This window comes from Ideonella sp. P3_A4 (assembly GCF_056403075.1).
Map to the genome: position 1 here is coordinate 1 of NZ_JBFUGE010000052.1, position 21,176 is coordinate 21,176.

At 67.3% G+C, this 21,176-nt stretch carries 17 protein-coding genes; 12 read left to right on the forward strand and 5 right to left on the reverse strand.

Going from position 1 to position 21,176, the window contains the following annotated elements:
* The 4 genes from AC1DYI_RS08110 to thiD form a co-directional block, all read right to left on the reverse strand.
* The coding region (locus AC1DYI_RS08110; RefSeq protein ID WP_477203583.1) for a YqiA/YcfP family alpha/beta fold hydrolase at positions 1-383 on the reverse strand (383 nt) is incomplete at its 3' end.
* Between the two features lie 8 nt (positions 384-391).
* Positions 392-1,765 (reverse strand): UDP-N-acetylmuramate:L-alanyl-gamma-D-glutamyl-meso-diaminopimelate ligase, encoded by a 1,374-nt coding sequence (gene mpl / locus AC1DYI_RS08115; RefSeq protein ID WP_477203584.1) that lies wholly within the window; start codon positions 1,763-1,765, stop codon positions 392-394.
* Positions 1,766-1,825: 60 nt separating this feature from the next.
* Positions 1,826-3,136, reverse strand: coding sequence for a glutamate-1-semialdehyde 2,1-aminomutase (gene hemL / locus AC1DYI_RS08120; protein WP_477203585.1), 1,311 nt, complete (start codon positions 3,134-3,136; stop codon positions 1,826-1,828).
* Positions 3,126-4,106 carry a bifunctional hydroxymethylpyrimidine kinase/phosphomethylpyrimidine kinase gene (gene thiD / locus AC1DYI_RS08125; RefSeq protein WP_477203586.1) on the reverse strand — a complete coding sequence of 327 codons (981 nt, stop codon included), beginning with the start codon at positions 4,104-4,106 and terminating at the stop codon, positions 3,126-3,128. The genes hemL and thiD overlap by 11 nt, the downstream gene beginning before the upstream one ends.
* 190 nt (positions 4,107-4,296) lie before the next feature.
* Here thiD and AC1DYI_RS08130 point away from each other — a divergent pair, with 190 nt between their 5' ends.
* The 8 genes from AC1DYI_RS08130 (at position 4,297) to AC1DYI_RS08165 (ending at position 16,996) form a co-directional block, all read left to right on the forward strand.
* Complete coding sequence (locus AC1DYI_RS08130) at positions 4,297-4,449, forward strand: rubredoxin (RefSeq protein ID WP_477203599.1); 153 nt, start codon at positions 4,297-4,299, stop codon at positions 4,447-4,449.
* A gap of 78 nt (positions 4,450-4,527) precedes the next feature.
* Entirely contained in the window at positions 4,528-4,932 is a 405-nt protein-coding gene (locus tag AC1DYI_RS08135) for a response regulator (RefSeq protein WP_477203587.1), read from the forward strand.
* 64 nt (positions 4,933-4,996) lie between these two features.
* The gene (locus AC1DYI_RS08140) at positions 4,997-5,362 is read left to right on the forward strand and encodes a response regulator (RefSeq protein WP_477203588.1); all 366 of its coding nucleotides are present in this window, start codon (positions 4,997-4,999) and stop codon (positions 5,360-5,362) included.
* A 33-nt stretch (positions 5,363-5,395) separates the two neighbouring features.
* Positions 5,396-5,923 (forward strand): chemotaxis protein CheW, encoded by a 528-nt coding sequence (locus AC1DYI_RS08145; protein WP_477203589.1) that lies wholly within the window; start codon positions 5,396-5,398, stop codon positions 5,921-5,923.
* A gap of 61 nt (positions 5,924-5,984) precedes the next feature.
* Positions 5,985-8,345 (forward strand): methyl-accepting chemotaxis protein, encoded by a 2,361-nt coding sequence (locus AC1DYI_RS08150; RefSeq protein ID WP_477203590.1) that lies wholly within the window; start codon positions 5,985-5,987, stop codon positions 8,343-8,345.
* Between the two features lie 116 nt (positions 8,346-8,461).
* Positions 8,462-14,866, forward strand: coding sequence for a hybrid sensor histidine kinase/response regulator (locus tag AC1DYI_RS08155; protein WP_477203591.1), 6,405 nt, complete (start codon positions 8,462-8,464; stop codon positions 14,864-14,866).
* A 32-nt stretch (positions 14,867-14,898) separates the two neighbouring features.
* A complete protein-coding gene (locus AC1DYI_RS08160) occupies positions 14,899-15,927 on the forward strand; it encodes a GGDEF domain-containing protein (protein WP_477203592.1) in 1,029 nt (342 codons plus the stop codon).
* A 25-nt stretch (positions 15,928-15,952) separates the two neighbouring features.
* The gene (locus AC1DYI_RS08165) at positions 15,953-16,996 is read left to right on the forward strand and encodes an alpha/beta hydrolase (RefSeq protein ID WP_477203593.1); all 1,044 of its coding nucleotides are present in this window, start codon (positions 15,953-15,955) and stop codon (positions 16,994-16,996) included.
* A gap of 9 nt (positions 16,997-17,005) precedes the next feature.
* On the opposite strand, the gene AC1DYI_RS08170 is transcribed toward AC1DYI_RS08165, so the two are convergent.
* Positions 17,006-18,493, reverse strand: coding sequence for a cryptochrome/photolyase family protein (locus AC1DYI_RS08170; RefSeq protein WP_477203594.1), 1,488 nt, complete (start codon positions 18,491-18,493; stop codon positions 17,006-17,008).
* Between the two features lie 95 nt (positions 18,494-18,588).
* On the opposite strand from AC1DYI_RS08170, the gene AC1DYI_RS08175 reads away from it, so the two are divergent.
* The 4 genes from AC1DYI_RS08175 to AC1DYI_RS08190 all read left to right on the forward strand — a co-directional run bounded on the left by AC1DYI_RS08175 (position 18,589) and on the right by AC1DYI_RS08190 (position 21,114).
* Positions 18,589-19,167 carry a YqgE/AlgH family protein gene (locus AC1DYI_RS08175; protein ID WP_477203595.1) on the forward strand — a complete coding sequence of 193 codons (579 nt, stop codon included), beginning with the start codon at positions 18,589-18,591 and terminating at the stop codon, positions 19,165-19,167.
* Positions 19,164-19,571, forward strand: a complete 408-nt coding sequence (gene ruvX / locus AC1DYI_RS08180) for a Holliday junction resolvase RuvX (protein ID WP_477203596.1) — start codon at positions 19,164-19,166, stop codon at positions 19,569-19,571. Before AC1DYI_RS08175 ends, ruvX begins: the two co-directional genes overlap by 4 nt.
* Positions 19,568-20,071 (forward strand): bifunctional pyr operon transcriptional regulator/uracil phosphoribosyltransferase PyrR, encoded by a 504-nt coding sequence (pyrR, locus tag AC1DYI_RS08185; RefSeq protein ID WP_477203597.1) that lies wholly within the window; start codon positions 19,568-19,570, stop codon positions 20,069-20,071. Before ruvX ends, pyrR begins: the two co-directional genes overlap by 4 nt.
* A gap of 80 nt (positions 20,072-20,151) precedes the next feature.
* Positions 20,152-21,114: an aspartate carbamoyltransferase catalytic subunit gene (locus tag AC1DYI_RS08190; RefSeq protein WP_477203598.1), complete on the forward strand. Its 963-nt coding sequence runs from the start codon at positions 20,152-20,154 to the stop codon at positions 21,112-21,114.
* Positions 21,115-21,176: the final 62 nt, after the last annotated feature.

The window sequence follows — 21,176 nt, forward strand, 5'->3', positions numbered from 1 at the left end:
TCGACGAACTGCGCGCGAAAGTAGAAGTGCTCTTCCGGCTTCTGCCAGGTGGTCTGCTCGCCGATGTGGCGCGCCAGATCGCGGGCGGGGTCAACGGCCGGGTTCATCACCACCGCCGGGCAGCCGATGCGTTCGGCCACCACGCCGGCGTAAAAGCCGCCTAGCGAGCTGCCCATCACCGCCATCGTGTCGTGCGGCCATTCGGCGATGCCTTCAAACACCATCTGCATCGCTTCGCGCGGCGAAGGCGGCAGCTGCGGGCACCAGAAGTGGATATCAGGCCGGTGATCGGCCAACCAACGGCCGACCATCTGGGCCTTGGTCGACAGCGGCGACGAGCGAAAACCGTGCAGGTACAGGATATGGGTCGGTACGGCACCCATCACGCGTTTCAGCCTTTGGCCGCCAGTGCTGCCAGCAGCTTGCCGTGTACGCCGCCGAAGCCGCCATTGCTCATGCACAGCACGTGGTCACCCGGCTTCGCCGCCTTGACGACGGCCGTGACCAGCGCGTCGATCGTGTCGCAGACCTGCGCTTGTTTACCCATCGGCGCAAGCGCCTCACGCGCGTCCCAACCCAGGTTGCCTTGGTGGCAGAAGCTCAGGTCGGCTTCTTCCAGCGCCCACGGCAACTGGGCCTTCATCGTGCCCAGTTTCATCGTGTTCGAGCGCGGCTCGAACACAGCCAGGATGCGGTCGACACCCACTTTGCGGCGCAGCCCGTTGACGGTGGTGCGCATCGCGGTCGGGTGGTGGGCGAAGTCGTCGTAGACCTTGACACCGCCGGCCTCGCCGCGCAGCTCGAGCCGGCGCCTGACGTTCTCAAACCGGGCCAGCGAAGCGGCGGCCTGCTCGGGCGCCACGCCCAGGTGCTCGGCGGCGGCGATCGCGGCCAGCGCGTTGAGCTGGTTGTGCTCGCCCAGCAGCGGCCATTCGACCCGCGCCAGCTTCATTGAGCCGCGCAGCAGGTCAAAGGATTGCGGCTCACCGCGGGCGCGCCAGGCGCCAGGCTCTTCCTTGCGCGAGCCGAAGCGCTGCACTTCGCTCCAGCAACCACGTTCCAGCACGTGCTGCAGCGCCTCGTCGCGGGCGTTGACAACCAGGCGGCCGCTGGCTGGCACGGTACGCACCAGGTGGTGGAACTGGGTCTCGATCGCGGCCAGGTCCGGGAAGATGTCGGCGTGGTCGTACTCGAGGTTGTTCAGGATCGCGGTGCGCGGCCGGTAGTGGACGAACTTGCTGCGCTTGTCGAAGAACGCGGTGTCGTACTCGTCGGCCTCGATCACGAATGGGGTGCTCGCACCCGCTGCCGCGTCGCCCAGCCGCGCCGAGACGCCGAAGTTGCGCGGCACGCCGCCGACCAGGAAGCCCGGCTCCAGCCCGGCCTGGTCGAGGATCCACGCCAGCATTGCGGTCGTCGTGGTTTTGCCGTGCGTGCCAGCGACGGCCAGCACGTGGCGGCCCTGCAGCACGTTTTCGGCCAGCCATTGCGGGCCGCTGGTGTAGGCCGCGCCGGCGTCGAGCACGGCTTCCATCAGCGGGTTGCCGCGGGTGACGACGTTGCCGATCACGAACACGTCGGGCTTGAGCGCCATCTGGTCGGCGCCGTAGCCTTCGATCAGTTCGATGCCCAGCGCGCGCAGCTGGTCGCTCATCGGCGGATAGACATTAGCGTCGCAGCCAGTGACGCGGTGGCCCGCCTCGCGCGCGAGCGCTGCGAGCCCCCCCATGAAGGTGCCGCAGATGCCCAGGATGTGGATGTGCATGGAAGACGAAATTCTAGGCAGCGCCCCGCACCTGGCGGGCCGCGGGGCGGTCAATAAAGCTTAGGCCGTGCGCAGCGCATCACGCGCCGCCTGCACGGTGGCAGCGATGTCTTCGGCCGTGTGGGCGGCACTGACGAAGCCCGCTTCGTACAGCGCCGGCGCCAGGTAGACGCCGCGGTCGAGCATCGCGTGGAAGAAGCGGTTGAAGCGCTCCTTGTCTGTGGCCATTACTGCGTCGTAGTTCTGCGGCAGTTCGGCGCCGAAGAAGAATCCGAACATGCCGCCTTCGCTGTCGGAGGCAAACGGCACGCCGGCTTCGTCGGCGGCGGTTTGCAGGCCCTGCACCAGCGTGTGCGTCGACGCGGCCAGCACTTCGTAGAAGCCCGGCTTGGCGATTTCGCGCAGCGTGGCCAAGCCGCAGGCAGTGGCCACCGGGTTGCCCGACAGCGTGCCGGCCTGGTAGACCGCACCGAGCGGCGCCAGGTTGTGCATGATCTTGCGGGTGGTGCCAAAGGCCGCCAGCGGCATGCCGCCGCCGATGACCTTGCCGAACACGCTGATGTCGGGCTTGAAGCCGGGCAGGGCCTTGGCGTAGACGCTTTGCGCACTGCCGAGCGCGACGCGGAAGCCCGTCATCACCTCGTCGAACACCAGCAGCGCGCCGTGCTCGTCGCACAGCTCGCGCATGCGCTTGACGAAGGGCACGCTGGCGCGCACGAAGTTCATGTTGCCGGCGATCGGCTCGATCATCACGCAGGCAAGCTCTGCACCGTGGGTGGCGAACGCGGCTTCGAGCTGCTCGATGTCGTTGTAGCGCAGCACCAGGGTGTGCTGCACCACCTCGGGCGGCACGCCGGCGCTGGTCGGGTGGCCGAAGGTGGCCAAACCCGAGCCGGCCTTGACCAACAGCGCGTCGGCGTGGCCGTGGTAGCAACCTTCGAACTTGATCAGCTTGGAGCGGCCGGTTGCGCCGCGCGCCAGGCGGATAGCACTCATCGCCGCTTCGGTGCCCGAGCTGACCAGGCGCACCTGCTCGATGCTCGGCACGTGGCGGATGATCTCCTCGGCCAGCTCGACCTCGCGCTCGGTCGGCGCGCCGAAGCTGAAGCCGTCGCGCGCGGCCTTCAGCACCGCATCGAGCACGGCCGGGTGGCCGTGGCCCAGGATCATCGGGCCCCAGGAGCCGATGTAGTCGATGTACTTCTGGCCCTCGGCGTCCCACATGTAGGCGCCTTCGGCGCGGGCGATGAAGCGCGGCGTGCCGCCGACCGCACGGAAAGCGCGTACCGGAGAGTTGACCCCACCGGGGATGCTGATTTGGGCGCGTTCGAAGAGGGTGGTGTTGCGGGAGACCTGGGAATCAATGGACACGGCGCGAGCCTCCGGGCGGGGTGGTGGGCTCGCTGGGGGACAGGTCGTCGGTGACGTTGCCGCCGTCTTCGGCCGCATCAGGGTTCTCGGCGTCTTCGGGCGGCATGGCCCAGAAGAAGCGGTCGGGGATGATGTTGCCCATGCCGGGGCGGAAACCCGCGTCCAGGCTCTGGTCGAGGAACTGCAGCGACTCGCCGACGGCGGCTTGCAGCTCGCTGCCCACCGCCAGCAGCGAGGCCAATGCGGCGGACAGTGTGTCGCCGGCACCGACGAAGCTGACCTCGAACAGCTCGAACTTTTCACCCGTCAGAGCGCCCTGGGCCGAGGCCAGCACGTTGTCGATGAACTGGCTGGCCGTGCCCTTGGCCGGCAGTATCACGCCGGTCACCAGCACGTAGCGGGTGCCGTGCTCGGCGGCGGCCACGGCCAACTCGCGTGGTGAGGCCGGGCGGTCGGAGTCCCACTCGGGCAGCAGGAAATCGGTCAGCGTCTTGTGGTTGCCCACCAGCACCTCGGTTGCCGGCAGGATCAGCTCGCGGAACGCGTCGAGATAGCTCTGCGATTCGTCGTCCGACAACCAGGCCAGCGCCGGCAGGTACGACACCAGCGGCGCCTCGGCGTAGTCGGACAGGATTTCGGCCACCGCCGACACGTTTTCGGCCGAGCCGAGAAATCCGACCTTGAAGCCGGCCAGGGTCACGTCTTCCAATACGTAACGGGCCTGCTCGACGATCGCATCGCCATCGATCACGTGCTGGTCAAAGATTTCCGCGGTGTCGCGCATCAGAATGCTGGTCACGACGGGCAGGGCGTGCGCGCCCATGGCGGCGATGGTGGCCACGTCGCCACCCAGGCCGCCGGCGCCGCTCGGGTCACTGGCGTTGAAGCTCATCACGCAAGCGGGTGCGGGGGCTTCTTGTTCGGGCTCGGCAGGGCCGGTGCCCGGGTCGCTTTGGGGTGTGGTGGTCATCGGTCAGGAGACTGCTCGCCGGAGTATTGCGACACGTGTTGTGCGCACTTGTGGCGAGAAGTTCAGAAAAGGGTGAGCTTTGTGGCGTATGTGCCGATAAACCCTTGGCTTTTGCCTAGAGCCCGTGGCTACAATCAAAAGCGATTGTAGTGATCTGGCAACGACAAAAGTGAGTGAATACCGAACCTGGATGTGCCTCATCTGCGGATGGATTTTTGACGAGGCCGCCGGGGACGCCGAGCATGGCATTGCGCCGGGTACCCGTTGGGAAGATGTCTCAATGAATTGGACCTGCCCGGAATGTGGTGCGCGCAAGGAAGATTTTGAGATGGTTCAGATCTGACACACTCGCCGTCATCGCAGCCTTGAATTTCCCGCCGCCATTCAGGCGTGCACAACAATCATCGTTTGGGGGCGAATGGTGACCGATAAAACTACGGAACACCCCGCGTCGGCGACCAGGGTTCTGGTCATAGACGACAGCAACACGATCCGCCGCAGCGCGGAGATCTTCCTGCGTCAGGGCGGCTACGAAGTCGTGCTGGCCGAAGATGGTTTCGATGCGCTGGCCAAGGTCAACGACCATGAGCCGACGCTGATCTTCTGCGACATCCTGATGCCGCGCTTGGATGGTTACCAGACCTGCGCCATCATCAAGCGCAACCCCCGTTTTGCCAACGTGCCGGTGGTCATGCTGTCGTCGAAGGATGGTGTGTTTGACAAGGCGCGTGGCCGCATGGTCGGTTCGGACGACTACCTCACCAAGCCCTTCACCAAGGAACAACTGTTGCGCGTGGTCGCGCATTTCCGCTCGATCGCCGCCTAAGGCGTGCATCGAGCACTGCACCACCCGGGCCTCGTGATCCCGGGGCTTGCCGGAGTTACCCACCATGCCCATCCAGAACATCCTCCTCGTTGACGACTCCAAGACCGAACTGCACCTGCTGTCGGACATCCTGACGCAGAAGGGCTACACCGTGCGCACCGCCGAGAACGGCGAAGAAGCCATGCGCCGCCTGGCCGAGGCCAAGCCCGACCTGATCCTGATGGACGTGGTGATGCCCGGCACCAACGGCTTCCAGCTGACCCGTGCCATCACCCGTGACCCGCGTTTCGCCGGCGTGCCGGTGATCATGTGCACCAGCAAGAACCAGGAAACCGACCGTGTCTGGGGCATGCGCCAAGGCGCGCGCGACTATGTCGTCAAGCCGGTCGACGCGAACGACCTGCTGGCCAAGATCCAAGCCCTGGGCTGACGCCCGCTCCACACCCACTGCAGCACATTCACGATGCCCAGCAAGGACGCTCTCCGGGAACTTCAATTGCGGCTGGCCAACCGGCTCCAGGCCGCCCGCGAACGCCCCCGCGAGTCCGGCTGGCTGGCTGTCGAATGCGCCCAGCTTGGCCTGCTGCTGCCGTTGGCGCAGGCTGGTGAGATCCATGCCGCACGCCAGGTGGCACCGGTGCCGCACGCCAAGCCCTGGATGGTCGGCGTGGCCAACCTGCGTGGCCAGCTGAACGCGGTGGTCGACCTGGGCCAGTTCTTGCATTTGCGCAACTCGGCCACGCCCACTGCCCCGCGCACTGGCGCCCAGTTGGTGATGCTGAACCCGTCGCTGCGGGTCAACGCCGCGATCATGGTGGATCGCCTGGCGGGCCTGCGCGACTCTGAACAGCTCGAGCGCTTGGCGCCGGTCAGTGAACCCCGGCCCGGGTTTGCCGGCCCCTCCTGGCGCGATCCGCAAGGGCGGGTCTGGCAGGAGCTGGACTTGGCGGCCTTGGCGCAAGACCCCCAGTTTCTGGACGTGGCCGCGTGACGCGCCACGGTTTGCCCGAAAGTCGACGCCGCGTGTCGTTCGCGGTCTGTGAGAGGAAACAATGAGTCAGCACGACACCCTGAAGAGCTCCGCCGGCAAGCCTGCGGATTCGCATGGCGCCGCCCCGTCGGGCGACCATGAAGTTGATCTGCTGCTCAGCGAGATCGATCAGCGCCTGGCGAAGGCCCCCTCGGACGGCGCCGCCGCGCGTAGCGACGCTGGCCCGTCCACCCATGCCCACGCCGATGCCGGCCCCGACACCGACTTTGGCGATGCTGCCGATGGCGCCCACCAGACGGCGCTGGGCGAAGCGCTCGCTGCCGTGGCGCCGGCGGGTGCTGCCGCTGCGGCTGCGGCCGAAGCTCAGATGTCCTCGGGCGACGAGCCGTCGGCGCTGCCGATCATTGGCAAGCAATCAACGGCGCAGCAGCAGCGCGTGCTGCTCGGCCTGATCGTTGGCGGTGCGGTGGCCTTCGTGCTGACCGGCGCGCTTGCCCTGAACGCAGCGACCAAGCAAGCGGGTCAGCTGGCCGCCACCGGCCAGGCGCTGATGCAGTCGCAACGCTTGGCCAAATCGGTGTCGCAGGCGCTGATCGGCAGCCCCGCGGCCTTCCCGGAAATGAAGGAAAGCGGCGAGGTGCTGGCCCGCAGTCTGCGTGGCCTGAACACCGGCAATGAGCAGGTGGCGGTCGCCCCTGCGTCCGTGCAAGAAAGCCTGACGCCGCTGATGCCGCTGCTGGACCGCGCAGAAAAGAACGGCAGCGTGGTGCTGGCCCAGCAAAAGACGCTGACCCAGGTCGGCCAGGCGCTGCGCCTGATCAACCGCCAGTCGTCGGACCTGCTGGAGATCGCCGAGACGGTGAACTCGCTGAAGCTGCAAAGCGGCGCCTCGGCGTCAGAGCTGTCGGCGGTGGGCCAGTTGGTGATGCTGACGCAGCGTATCGGCAAGAGCGCGAACGAATTCCTGACGCTCGAAGGCGTGAGCCCCGAGGCGGTGTTCTTGCTCGGCAAGGACTTGAACTCCTTCCGCGAAATCGCTGACGGCCTGCTGAAGGGCAACGCTGAACTGCGTCTGCCTGGCACCAAGGACCCGCAGGCCAAGGAACGACTGGAACAGCTGATCACCCAGTACGAACAGACCCGCACACAGGCCAGCGCCATTCTGGGCAACCTGCAGGGCCTGGTGTCGGCGCGTGAAGCGCAGGCCGCGATCGTGGGCGACTCGGAACCGCTGCGTAAGGGCCTGGAAGCCGTGCAGGCCGGCCTGGAAAGCCAGAGTGGCCTGAGTGCCTTGCACATCACCGTGTTGCTGCTGTCTGGCGTGGCGATTGCGCTGGGCGGTCTCGGCTTGCTGCGCTTGTATGTGCGCAACCAGGCCTTGCGTGCCCAACAGGCGGAAGAGCACGAACGCGAAGCCAAGCGCGTCAACGACGCCAACCAGGCGGCCATTCTGCGGTTGATGAACGAACTGCAGACGGTGGCTGAAGGCGATTTGACGCAGCAAGCAACCGTGACCGAGGACATCACCGGCGCCATCGCCGACTCGGTGAACTACACCGTGGAAGAGCTGCGTAACCTGGTGGCCCAGGTGCAGGGCACGGCAGCTCGGGTGACGCATACCACGCAGCAGGTGGAGTCGACCTCGACCGAGCTGCTGGCCGCGTCGACCGAACAGCTGCGCGAGATCCGCGAAACCGGCGAATCGGTGCTGCAGATGGCGACCCGGATTAACCAGGTGTCCGCCCAGGCCCAGCAGTCGGCCGAGGTGGCCAAGCAGTCGCTGACGGTGACCTCGAACGGCCGCCAGGCGGTGCAGGACTCGATCGGCGGTATGAATGCGATCCGCGAGCAGATCCAGGAAACCTCCAAGCGGATCAAGCGGCTGGGCGAATCGTCCCAGGAGATCGGCGAAATCACCGAACTGATCTCGGACATTACCGAACAGACCAACRTGCTSGCGCTGAACGCCGCCATCCAGGCGGCCTCAGCCGGTGAAGCCGGCCGAGGCTTCTCGGTGGTGGCGGAAGAAGTGCAGCGGCTGGCCGAACGCTCGGCCGACGCGACGCGCCAGATTGCCGCGCTGGTGAAGACCATTCAGACCGACACGCAGGATGCCGTGGCCGCTATGGAGCAGTCGACCCAGGGCGTGGTGCAGGGTGCGCGACTGTCTGATGCGGCCGGTACTGCGCTGGTCGACATCGACCGCGTGACGCGCGAACTGTCTTCGCTGATTGAAGCGATTTCGGACGAAGCCAGGCGCGAAGCCGATTCCGCCAACTTGGTGGCCRCCAACATCCAGCACATTTTCGCGGTGACGGAACAAGCCGGTGACGGCACCCGCTCGACCGCGCACATGGTGCACGAACTGTCGCGTACCGCCGATGAACTGCGTCAATCAGTGGATCGGTTCAAGATCGCTTGACGTGTTGTCGACATTCCACTCGCTGTGCTCCCGCCTTGTGAGGGAGCACTTGGCCGCCCCAGGGCGGCCTTGCGGCATTTAACGCCGCCTGCCGATCGACCTATTCAGCGAACGCCATGCCCTCTGACCGCGATCAAACCTTGCCTGGCGACCTGAGCGCCCTGGCGTGGGTGCAGGAAGAACTGCGCCGGACGTTGGACCAGGCCCACAAATCGTTGCGGCGTCACTTGCGCGAGCTCGAGCAGCGCACTGGCGCCGAGCCCGAGGCCGAAACCCCGCCCACAGCGCTGCTGCAAGCCCGCACCCTGATGCACCAGGGTGTCGGCGCCCTCGAAATGATCGGGCTGCCGGCCGCGGCACGCTGCCTGAATGCCAGCGAGCAGGCGGTCAGCCGCTTGGTCGACCGCACCGTGCCGCTGGACAACGCAGCGATCGAGGTGATCGAACACGCCTCGTTCGCGCTGCTGGACTTCTTGCGCCGTGAGCTGGCAGGCCAACCGCTGTCGGCGCTGACCCTGTTCCCGCAGTACAAGGCCGTGCTGGCCATGGCCAAGGTGGACCGCATCCACCCGGCAGACCTGTGGGAAGCCGAAGACCGCAGCGAGCCGGTGCCCAGCTGGGACTCCGGCTTCGCGCCGCTCGAGCCCGACCAGGAAGTGCACGCCGCCATCGAGTCGGCGATGCTGAAGGCGCTGCGCAGTGGCGACAACGCCTCGCTGCACCGCATGAGCGACCTGTTCGCTGGGCTGTCGTCCAACGCGCAAGGCCGCGCCGGCACCTTGTGGCAACTGGCCTCGGCGTTCTACGAAGCCCAGGCCGTCGGCGCCTTGAAGGCCGACCTGTACACCAAGCGGCTGGTCTCGCGCCTGCTGGCGCAGCTGCGCGCCGTGGAGCGTGGCGCCACCGACGGCCCTGGCCGCCTGTTGCGTGATCTGCGCTTTTTCTGCGCCCAGGCACGTGTGGTGAATGCCAACGTCGCGCCGCGGCTGGCCCAGGTCCGCCGCTCGATGGCGCTGGGCAAAGCCGAGCCGGTCAACTACGACGTCAGCCCGCTGGGCCGCTTCGACCCGGCGATCATTCCGTTGGCACGCAAGCGCGTGTCGGCGCTGAAGGAAACCTGGTCGGCTCTGGTCTCCGGCGATACGGCGCTCGGCGCTGCGGTGCCCGAGCAGGCCACGCTGGTCGCCGAGTCGGTGCGCCAGATCTACCCGCAAGGCGAAGAACTCTCCAGCGCGCTGATGAACGCCACACAGCGTGGCCACACCCCGTCGCCGGCGCTGGCGATGGAGGTCGCGACCGCCTTGCTGTGCGTCGACGCGTCGCTGGACGACATCGACCTGGACCGGCCCGAAATGCAGGATCGCGTGCACCGCCTGGCGCAGCGCCTGGTGACCGTGACAGCCGGCGGCGAGCAGCCGCCGGTGGAGCCGTGGATGGAGGTGCTGTACCGCGAGGTGTCGGACCGCCAGACCATGGGCAGCGTGGTGGCGGAGTTGCGCGCCTCGCTGGCCGAAATCGAGCAGCAGCTGGACCGCTTCAGCCGCCAGCCCGACGACAAGGAACTGCTCAAGAGCGTGCCGGGCGAACTCGGTGCCATGCGCGGCGTGCTGTCGGTGCTGGGCCTGGACCAGGCCTCGCACGCCGTGCAGCGCATGCGCGACGACGTCGACGCGATGATGCTGTCCAGCGACAGCGCCGAAGACATGGCCGGCCGCTTGGCCGACAACGTCGGCGGTCTGTCGTTCATGATCGACATGCTGGGTGTGCAGCCGCAGCTGGCCAAGGCCCTGTTCCGTTTCAATGCCGAGACGGGCCGCTTCGCCGCGGTGATGGGCCACACCCGCGTGGCGCAGACGGCAGGTCCGGCGGCTGAAGCCGGTCTGATCGAACAAGCGCAGTCGCTGGTCGAATCGGCCACGGCCCACAGCATGTCCGATGACGACCTGTCGCGCACGCTGGACAACCTGTCGCACCAGGCCGTTGCCGCCGATGCGCCGCAACTGGCCGTGCGCGCCGCCCAGGCGCGTGACGCCCTGGCCAGCGCCGCCAGCGACGCCGAGCGCGATGCCGCGCGCGCCGACATCGCCCAGTCGATGGGCGATTTCGTCGCCAAGCAGGATCTGCCGCCGCCGCCCGAGTCGCCGCGCAGCCGGCCGATGCCGTTGGACGAAGAGCCCGACGACATGCGCGAAATCTTCTTCGAAGAAGCGCGCGAAGTCGTCGAAGGCGGCGAGGCCGCACTGGCCCAGTTGGCCGAGCAGCCGCAGGACCTGGAAGCGCTGACCGTGTTGCGCCGCGCTTTCCACACCCTCAAGGGCAGTTCGCGCATGGTGGGCCTGCGCGAGTACGGCGACGCCGCCTGGGCTTGCGAGCAGCTGTTCAACGCGCGCTTGGCCGAAGCCGTGGTCGAAGCCGACCCGGCATTGCGAGACTTCAGTTCGCGTGCGTTGACCCTGCTGTCGCAGTGGGTCGAGGCGTTGTCGGGCCGCGGCACCATCCCCGATGGTCGCGCGCTGGCCAAGGAAGCCGAAGCGCTGCGCCTGCGGCAGGACGTGGCGGCACCTGCGCCCGCACCTGCTGTAGCGCCGCCGGTTGAGGCCGCGCCGCCGCTGATCGATCTGTCGTCGCTGGACGAAGTGCCGTTTGCAGAACTGATGGCCGAGCCGTCGATGGCGTCGCCGTTCATCACGGCCGACACGCTGCCCGAGCTGCCGTCGCTCGACCTGCCCGATCTGCCGGACGTGCAAGAGCTGTCCGACGCGGACTTGGTGCTGCCGGAGATCAATGAACTTGCGGCGGAGGCGACGCTGCCTCTCGACGCCGAGCCCACCACGCTGCGTCTGCCGGCCGAACCGGCCACCGCACCCGCGCCTGTCGCGCGGCGGGTACCGGCACGCGAACCCGGTGCCGAGTGGGCCTCGACCGCGGAAATGTCGCTCGGTGATCTGCTGGGCGAATCGCTGGGCCAAGCGCCCAGTGAAGCCGCCAGCGACGAGCTGGAATCGGTCGACCTGGAGCTGGACTTCGAGCTGCCGATCGATGAGACGCCGGTTGTCGAAGCGGCTGCTATTGAGTCGGTCGAGCCTGCCGATGAGATCGGTGCAAGCGCCCTGACCAGCGAAGAGCCGGCTGACGTGGCACCTCTGCCCGAGACGGTGCTCGACGACACCGCTGGCGCAGCCGCGGCCGAGGAAGCGCCCGAAGACGATTCCGAACGCTACAAGGTGGTCGGCCCGCTGCGCATCCAGATCGCGCTGTTCAACATCTTCCTCAACGAGGCCGACGAGCAGTCGCGCCGCCTGGGCGTCGAGGTCGCCGAATGGCAGCACGAGCTGGACCGCCCCGTCAGCGAAGCCGCGGTGGCGCTGGCCCATTCGCTGGCTGGCAACTCGGCTGCCGTGGGCTACAGCGACCTCTCGAACCTGGCGCGCCGGCTCGAGCATGGCCTGGAGCGCTCGGTTTCGCGCGGTTCGGGTCAGCCGGAAGAAGCCCAGCTGTTTGCGGACGTGGGCGACGAAATCCGCCGCCTGTTGCACCAGTTCGCCGCCGGCTTCCTGAAGCCCGTGGCGACCGAACTGCTGACCCGCCTGGACGCGCACGAAGCCCGCGAAGCGCAAGAAGCGCTGGCGGCCGGCCGCTCCAGCCTGGCCCCGCTGGACGGCCCGGTGTCGGCGGTCATGAATTTCGGCCCGGTGCCTTCGGAACCGGTGCCTTTGGAAACGCCAGCGCCCGCGCCGGTGTTCGAGCAAGCGCCGCCGCCGGCTTTGCCGGAAGTCGCTGAACCGACACTGGCGGAAGAAGCCGTGGCCGAAGCCGCACCTTGGGCGCCGCCAGCGGCTGTTCCTGCGCCCGCGCCGGCACCCGTGCCGGCCGCGGCCGTCGAGGAAGAGGAAGAAGAAGCCGGCCCGGTGACGATGCAGGCGCCGCTGGGTGCCGTGCGCTTCACCTCGCTGAGCGACGAAGTGGCGCCGAGTGACGTCGACGAGCCGGTGCATGTCTCGGTCTCCCGCGAAGGCCTGTGGGGCGATTTCAGCGAAGACCTGGACACCGAAGACGCGATCGACGAAGAGCTGATCCCGATCTTCATCGACGAAGGCCGCGAACTGCTGCCCGCGCTCGCACAAGCCGTGCGCCAGTGGGAATCGGATCCGCAAGCCAGCGACTCGGCAACCGCCGCGATGCGGGTGTTGCATACGCTCAAGGGCAGTTCACGCCTGGCGGGTGCGATGCGACTGGGCGAAATCGCCCACCGCCTGGAAACCGCGATCGGCCAGGTGACGGCGCAGGGCTCGCAGGACGCAGCGGTGCTGTCGCATCTGCACAGCGGCGTCGACGCCTTGGCCGAAGAGTTCCAGCGCCTGTTGGGCGGTGGGGCGCCAGTCGAGAAGGTCAAGCCCGCACCGGCCGTGGCCACGCCGCCCGTGTCGGCACCGGTGGCAGCGCCACTGCCGAACGTCGATGTCGGCATGGCGCCTGTGTCTTTGCCAGCCACGACGCCAGCCAAACCTGAGCCCGTTTCGACCGGTGCAACTCCGGCAACGGCCGCGTCGATCGACTGGAGCCGCTTCGCGTTGCATGCCGCGACCGCACAGGGCGCTGCTGCTGGTGCCGAAATCGGCGGTGGTGTGGTGCGCGTACGCGCACCGCTGCTCGAACGCTTGGTCAGCCATGCCGGCGAAGTCGGTATTGCGCGGGCCCGTATCGAGTCCGACATGGGCCAGCTGCAGGGCGCGCTGAAGGAACTGACGGACAACTTGGACCGTCTGCGCCGCCAACTGCGCGACCTGGAACTGCAGGCCGAGACGCAGATGGCCTCGCGCCTGGAAGCGGCGCGCCATTCGCAGCAGGCTTTCGACCCGCTCGAAATGGACCGCTTCACCCGCGTGCAGGAACTGACGCGGATGCTGGCCGAGTCGGTCGGCGACGTGGGCACCGTGCAGCGCGGCATCCAGCTGACGCTGCAGAGCACGGAAGACCAGTTGGCCTTCCAGGCCCGGTTGACGCGCGACCTGCAAGACGATCTGCTGCGGGCCCGTATGGTCGAGTTCGACACCTTGTCGGACCGGCTGTACCGCGTGGTGCGCCAGGCGTCCAAGGAATCGGGCAAGCAGGTGCGCCTGAACCTCGTGGGCGGTGCGATCGAACTTGACCGCAGCGTGCTGGACCGCATGGCGCCGGCGTTCGAACACCTGCTGCGCAACGCGGTGGCCCACGGCATCGAATCGCCGGCCGTCCGCGAAGCAACCGGCAAGGATCCGCACGGCAACATCGAAGTCAGCCTGCACCAGGCTGGCAACGAAGTGCGCATCGAAGTGCGCGACGACGGTGCTGGCCTGAACCTGGCCCGCATCGCTGAGCGCGCGCGCCGCCTGGGCTTGCTGAAAGAAGATGCCAAGCCCACCGAGGGCGAACTGGCCGGCCTGATCTTCACGCCGGGCTTCTCGACCGCTGACCAGATCACCGAACTGGCCGGCCGAGGCGTCGGCATGGACGTGGTGCGGTCTGAAGTCACCTCGCTGGGCGGTCGCATCGAGACTGCCAGCGCGACGGGCCGTGGCACGGCGTTCCAGCTGGTACTGCCGCTGACCACCGCCGTCACCCAGGTGGTGGCGCTGGCTTGCGGCGAGCTGCACATGGCGGTGCCCGCCACGCTGGTTGAAACCGTGCGTCGGGTGYCGGTGGCTGAAGTCGAGGCCGCTTATCAAAGTGGCGTGCTGCGCCATGGCGATACCGAAGTGCCGTTCTTCTGGCTCGGCAGCCTGCTGCAGCATGGCCTGCGCGGCGCGGCCGAAGGCAAGACCACCCACGTGGTGATTGCACGCAGTGCGCAGCAGCGCGTGGCGCTGCACGTCAGCCAGGTGCTGGGCAACCAGGAAGTGGTCGTCAAGAACCTGGGCCCGCAGCTGGGCCGTCTGCCTGGCCTGGCCGGGATGTCGCTGCTGGCCAACGGCGAGACGGTGCTGATCTACAACCCGGTGGCCCTGGCCACGATCTACGGCGACGACGCTCGCCAGCGCCTGGTGAATTGGCTGCACGCGCCGGTACTGCCGGTGATGGATCAGCTGGTCGAGCCTTCGCTGGAAGAGACGCTGGCGGTGGTGTCGCCGATGGTCGAAGGCGCGATCCCGCGCATCGAGAACCGCGCCCCGCTGGTGATGGTGGTCGACGATTCGCTGACCGTGCGCCGCGTGACGCAGCGCCTGCTGCTGCGCGAAGGGTATCGGGTGGTGCTGGCCCGCGACGGGCTGGATGCGCTGGAGCAACTGGCCGACGAACGCCCGGCCGTGATGCTGAGCGACATCGAGATGCCGCGCATGGACGGCTTCGACCTGGTGCGCAACGTGCGTAACGATGCCCGCCTGCAGGACCTGCCGGTGATCATGATCACCTCGCGCATCGCCCAGAAGCACCGGGAACACGCGCAAGAATTGGGGGTCGACCATTACCTGGGCAAGCCGTACGATGAAGAGGCTTTGCTGGCCCTGGTACGCTCTTATGTGCAACCCGTGGTGCCGGCGTAAAGGGACCGCGGCGGCCCCATTGATCAGGATGCATGGCCCAAATCGTTGACCAACTGGCCGAACTGACCGGCCTGCGCGACCGCGACACGCTGGACGTCAGTCTGGTGACGTCGATCCGCGACCTGCTGCATCCGTGCAGCGTCGCGGTCCACCGCGTGGTTGGCGATATTGGCGACGAGCGTTGGTTGACCCGCGCCCATCTGGGGGCGGACGATGTGGCAGCCCGGGCCGATTCCTCTTGGGCTGACCCGCGTGCCCTGCCTCTGTTGGCCGATCGGCCGGACCGCTTGCAATGCCTGCAAGCCGCCGCAGAAATCGAGCTGAACGGCGCCAAGGAAACCACCTTGCTGCTGCCACTGGCCTCGGATTCCGGCGTGATCGGCGTGGTCGAACTGATCACCGAGAAGCCGCTGACCGATGACTTCAAGCGCCTGCTGGTTGGTGTGCTCCGCATCTACCGCAACGTGCAAGGCCTGCTCGATTACAGCGAGCGCGATACCTTGACGGGCCTGCTGAACCGCAAAAGCTTTGACGAGACCTTTTACAAGGTCTCTGCCGTGCCGACGCCCGCACCCACCGACCAACCCGGCGATCGGCGCCACACGGCGGCCGGCAGCTACTGGCTCGGCGTGGTCGACATCGATCACTTCAAGCATGTCAACGACGGCTTTGGCCATCTGATCGGCGACGAAGTGCTGCTGCTGCTGTCGCGGGTGATGCGCAGCTGCTTCCGTTTCTATGACCAGCTCTACCGTTTCGGCGGTGAAGAGTTCGTCGTGCTGCTGCGTTGCACCAGCGAGGAAGACGCGCTCGCCGCGCTCGAGCGCTTCCGTGAAGCGGTGCGCGGCTATGTGTTCCCGCAGGTCAAGCAGATCACCGTGAGCGTCGGTTTCACCGACGTGCGCAACGGTGACTCGCCCAACGCCGCCGTTGAGCGCGCCGACCGCGCCGTCTACTTCGCGAAGAACCATGGCCGCGACCAAGTGCGCTGCCATGCTGCCCTGGTGCGTGAAGGCCAGTTGGAAGATGACAAGAAAGCCGGCGACATTGACCTATTCTGAGTCTGGCGTCGCCTGGCGCTCCACCATGAAACGTTTGTTGTCCGATCCGCCGCCGCGCCGTCGCGGCTGGAGAAGCTGGATCGCCGCCTTGTTGGGCGGCGCTGGGGCGGCCCAAGCAGCCCCCGAAACGCCGGTGGCACCGACACCACCACCGGCTACGCGCGCACCGGCCAGTGCCGCCTCGGCCCCGGCCCCGGTGGTGGCGGCCAGCGCTTCAGCTCCTGTTCCCGCGGCTGCACCAGCTGCTGCGTCGGCGCTCAGCCGCGCATCGGTGGTGATCTACAAGACCACGCCGGACGCCAAGCTCAAGCTGCACTTTGCACGGCCCGAGCCCGATCGGTTTCCGGGCCTGCGGCCCTGCGTCGTGTTCTTCCATGGTGGGGCCTGGCGCAGCGGCGATCCCAAGCAATTCATGGCCTATGCCCAGAAGCTGGCCGAGGTCGGTGTGATCGGCATCAGCGCGCAATACCGCCTGATGCGCGACGGCGACGACCTTCCATTGCACGCGGTGCAGGACGCCCGCTCGGTGATGCGCTACCTGCGCGCCAAGGCCGCCCAACTTGGTTGCGATGTGCAGCGCATCGGCGCCGGTGGTGGCTCCAGTGGTGCGCACTTGGCCGCCATGGCCGCGGTGGGCAACGCGCCGCCCGTGGCCGGCAAGCCGGCGGTTGCGAGCGTGCTCGACGATCCGACCGACGACCTGAGCATCAGCCCGCGCCCGCAGGCGTTGTTCCTGATGAACCCGCCGTTGAATCTGGAGCGCTACGATCGCCCGGTGCCCGTCGAGCAGCGGCGCCAGCTGTCGCCCACGGTGTTGATGGACGCCACGCTGCCGCCGACGTGGATCTTCCATGGCACGGCGGACAAGGTGGTGCCGTTCTCGCAGGTCACCGAGTTCCGCGACCGCGCGCGCTCTGTCGGGGGCGGCGAGGTCACGTTGCAGGCATTCCCCGGCCGCAACCACGGCTTCTTCAATGCCAAGCGCGGCGATGGCGGCGATTTCGACGCCACCGTCACYGGCATCGTGAACGGCCTGAAGAAACTCGGCTGGATCGACGCGAAGCCCTGAGCCAGGGCGTCAAGCCCGGCGCGCGACGGCAAAGCGCTGCAGCGTCAGCTGCCGTGCAATGTCATGGTCGACGATGGGCTCAGGGTAGTCGCGTCCGATCACCAGCTCCGCTGCCTGCAGCTCCAACGGCTTGGCCTTCCACGGCGCGTGGACAGCCGGCGCGTCCAGCCCGGCCAGCATCGGCAGGTAGCGCTTGATGAAGCGGCCTTCGGGGTCGAATTTTTCGCTCTGTGACAACGGGTTGAAGATGCGGAAGTAGGGCTGCGCATCGCAGCCGGTCGACGCGGCCCACTGCCAACCGCCGTTGTTGGCGGCCAGGTCGAAGTCATTCAGCCACTGCGCGAACCAGGCCTCTCCGCGGCGCCAGTCCAGCCCCAGATCCTTGACCAGAAAGCTCGCGCTGACCATGCGCAGCCGGTTGTGCATGTAGCCGGTCTGGCGCAGTTGAAGCATCGCTGCATCGACCAGCGGATAGCCGGTGCGGCCTTCGCACCACACGGCAAACAGCGCGTCGGCGTGTTTGCCGCGCTCCCACTTGATCGCGTCGTACTCGGGTTTGAAGGCGTGGCCGACAACACGGGGGTGGTGGTGCAGGACCTGGTGGTAGAAGTCGCGCCAGATCAACTCGGACAGCCACACCTCGGCACCCTGCGAACCCGCCTGCACGCGCTGCCAGGCCTCGCGCGCCAGCCGCCGGATCGAGACCGTGCCGAAACGCAGGTGAACGCCCAGGTAGCTGGGGCCCTTGACTGCCGGAAATTCGCGCGCCCGGCCGTAGTCGTCGATCCGCGCCAGGAAATCGTCCAGCAACTCGTCGGCACCGGTGCTGCCGCTGGGCAGGCGCAGCGTGTGCAGGTCGGTGGTTTCGAAGCCGATATCGGCCAGGCTCGGCACGCCGGGCTTGCCGGCTGCATCGGGCCAAGGCGCCAGGCGGGCCGCATGTCGGGCGACCGGGTAGGCGCGCAGATAGAAATCGTCGACCTTCTTCAGCCAGGCGTTCTTGTAGGGCGTGAACACGCTGTACGGCGTCCCGGTGGCCGTCATCACCTCATTGCGTTCGAAGATGACGTGGTCCTTGACCGTATAGAACGAGTGTCCGGCCTCCACCAGCCGGCCGCGCACAGCGGCGTCGCGCGCCAGTGCTGCCGGCTCGTCGTCGTGGGCCGCATAGACGGCCTGCACTCGCAGCGTGTCAGCCAGGCGCGCCAACTCGTCGACCGCGTGCCCATGGCGCACGATCAAGCCAACATCCGCCACGCCGTGTGACTGACCCAGAGCGCGCAGCTGCGCGTCCAGATCGACTAGGCTGTCGCGGATGAACTCGACCCGTCGGTCGGCTCGCGGCAGCGGCGTCAGGATGTCGGTGTCGAAGACAAACGCGGCGAACACCTGGCGTGCCCCGCGACAGGCGGCGTAAAGGGCCGCGTGGTCGTCGGCGCGCAGGTCGCGGCGGAACCAGACCAGCGCACGGTCCAGCACAGGGGGCGTTGGTGTCATCGCCGCCAGTGTCGCCGCATTGCCCGCCACCCTGCTGTCGCCCGGGGTGAATGGTGGGGGGAGCGTCGCCAGGGGGGCTGAAATAGAATGCCCGCATGGCGTCGGACGGCATCAACCTCACCAACCAGTTCCTGATCGCCATGCCCGGCATGGCCGACGACACTTTCTCGGGCGCCGTGGTCTACCTGTGCGAGCACAGCGAAAAGGGTGCGCTCGGTCTGGTGATCAACAAGCCGATCGACATCACGCTGGCCAACCTGTTCGAAAAGGTCGACCTCAGCCTCGAAGGCAACGACCTGGCGGAGCAGCCGGTCTACTTCGGCGGCCCGGTGCAAACCGAACGCGGCTTCGTGTTGCACGAACCCCAAGGCGACGACGCACAAGGCTTCAGCTCGACGCTGCAGGTGCCTGGCGGGCTGGAAATGACCACCAGCAAGGACGTGCTCGAAGCCATGTCGCACGGCCAGGGCCCGAAGCGGGTGCTGGTGACGCTGGGCTACAGCGGGTGGTCGGCTGGCCAGCTCGAAGACGAGATCGGCCGCAACGGCTGGCTGACCGTCGATGCGGAGCCCGGGATCATCTTCGACACGCCGGTGGCCGAGCGCTACGACCGCGCGCTGGCGCTGCTGGGCATCGACCCGCGCATGTTGTCGCAAGAGGCGGGGCACGCTTGAGCGTTGCTCGCGCGGCCGAACAATCCTTCCTCGCGTTTGATTTTGGTGTCAGGCGCGTGGGGGTGGCGACTGGTTCAGTCGTGTTGCGGCAAGCACAGCCCTTGAAGAGCATTGCGGCGGAGGGCGATGCCCGTTTCGCCGCCATCGCGGCGCTGATTGCCGAGTGGCAGCCCGATGCCTTGGTCGTCGGCGTGCCTTTCCATCCCGACGGCGCCGAACACGACAATACCCACCGCGCGCGGCGCTTCGCTCGCCAACTGCACGGCCGCTTCCGGTTGCCGGTGCACGAGGTCGACGAGCGCTACACGACCACCGAGGCACGCGCCGCCGGCGCGGCCGATCTGGACGCAGCCTCGGCGGCACTGATCCTTGACCAATTCTTTCGTGGGATCCCTTCACCATGACGACCTTGCTGCTTGATGCCGAGGCGCTGTACGCCGAGCTGCGCGAAGGTGTGCGCAGCCTGCTGAAACCGGAGACCTCGCTGGTCGGCATCTGGTCCGGCGGTGCCTGGCTGGCCGAGCGCCTGCAGGCCGACCTTGGCTTGGCCGGTGCGCACGGCGTGATCTCCAGCACCTTGCACCGCGACGACTTCGGCGAACGCGGCCTGGCCTCGGGCACCGATGCGACGCATCTGCCGTTCGAGATCGACGGCCGCCACATCTTGCTGATTGACGACGTGCTCTACACCGGTCGGACGATCCGTGCGGTGATCAACGAGCTGTTCGACTTCGGCCGCCCGGCCAGCGTCGAACTCGCCGTGCTGGTCGATCGTGGGGGTCGCCAACTTCCCGTCGCCGCGGCCTACGCCGCTGCCCGCGTCGCATTACCGCCCGCGCAGCGCCTGTCGCTGGCCCGGTTGGACGGTGGCCGTTTCACTTTCTCAGTCAAGGACGATCGCTGATATGCAACCCCCGCGCGCACTTTGTTCGYTGCCCCCCGAGGGGGACGTCAGTACCTTCGGAACGGCCGGGCGGTACTGACATGCTGTCGCGCCGCAACCCCCAGCTGAACAGCCATGGCGAGCTGATCCACCTGCTGTCGATCGAAGGTCTGCCGAGGGCCGTGTTGACGCACATCCTCGACACCGCGGGCACCTTCCTGTCGGTCAATGACCGCGAGGTGAAGAAGGTGCCGCTGCTGCGCGGCAAGAGCGTGTTCAACCTGTTCTTCGAGAACTCGACACGCACGCGCACGACCTTCGAGATCGCGGCCAAGCGCTTGAGCGCCGACGTGATCAACCTCGACATCGCCAAGTCCAGCGCGTCCAAAGGCGAGAGCCTGCTCGACACGATCTCCAACCTGTCGGCGATGCATGCCGACATGTTCGTCGTGCGGCACAGCGAGTCGGGCGCACCGTACCTGATCGCCCAGCATTGCGCGCCGCACGTGCACGTGGTGAATGCCGGCGATGGCCGCCACGCGCACCCGACGCAAGGCTTGCTGGACATGTACACGATCCGGCATTTCAAGAAGGATTTCTCCAACCTGACGGTCGCGATCGTTGGCGACATCGTGCACTCGCGCGTCGCGCGCTCGGACATCCACGCGCTGACGACGCTGGGCGTGCCCGAGATTCGCGCGGTGGGCCCGAAGACGCTGGTGCCGGGCGACCTCGCGCAGATGGGCGTGCGGGTCTGCCACGACATGGCCGAAGGCATCCGCGGCGCCGACGTCATCATCATGCTGCGGCTGCAGAACGAGCGCATGAGCGGCGCGATGCTGCCCAGTGCCGGCGAGTTCTTCAAGAACTACGGCCTGACCGACGAGAAGCTCGCGCTGGCCAAGCCTGACGCGATCGTGATGCACCCGGGACCGATCAACCGCGGCGTCGAGATCGATTCGTCGRTGGCCGACGGCACCCACAGCGTGATCCTGCCGCAGGTGACCTTCGGCATCGCGGTGCGTATGGCGGTCATGTCGATCATTGCAGGTAACGAAGCATGAAAGTCCTGATCAAGAACGGCCGCGTGATCGACCCGGCCTCGGGCCGCGATGAAGTCGCTGAC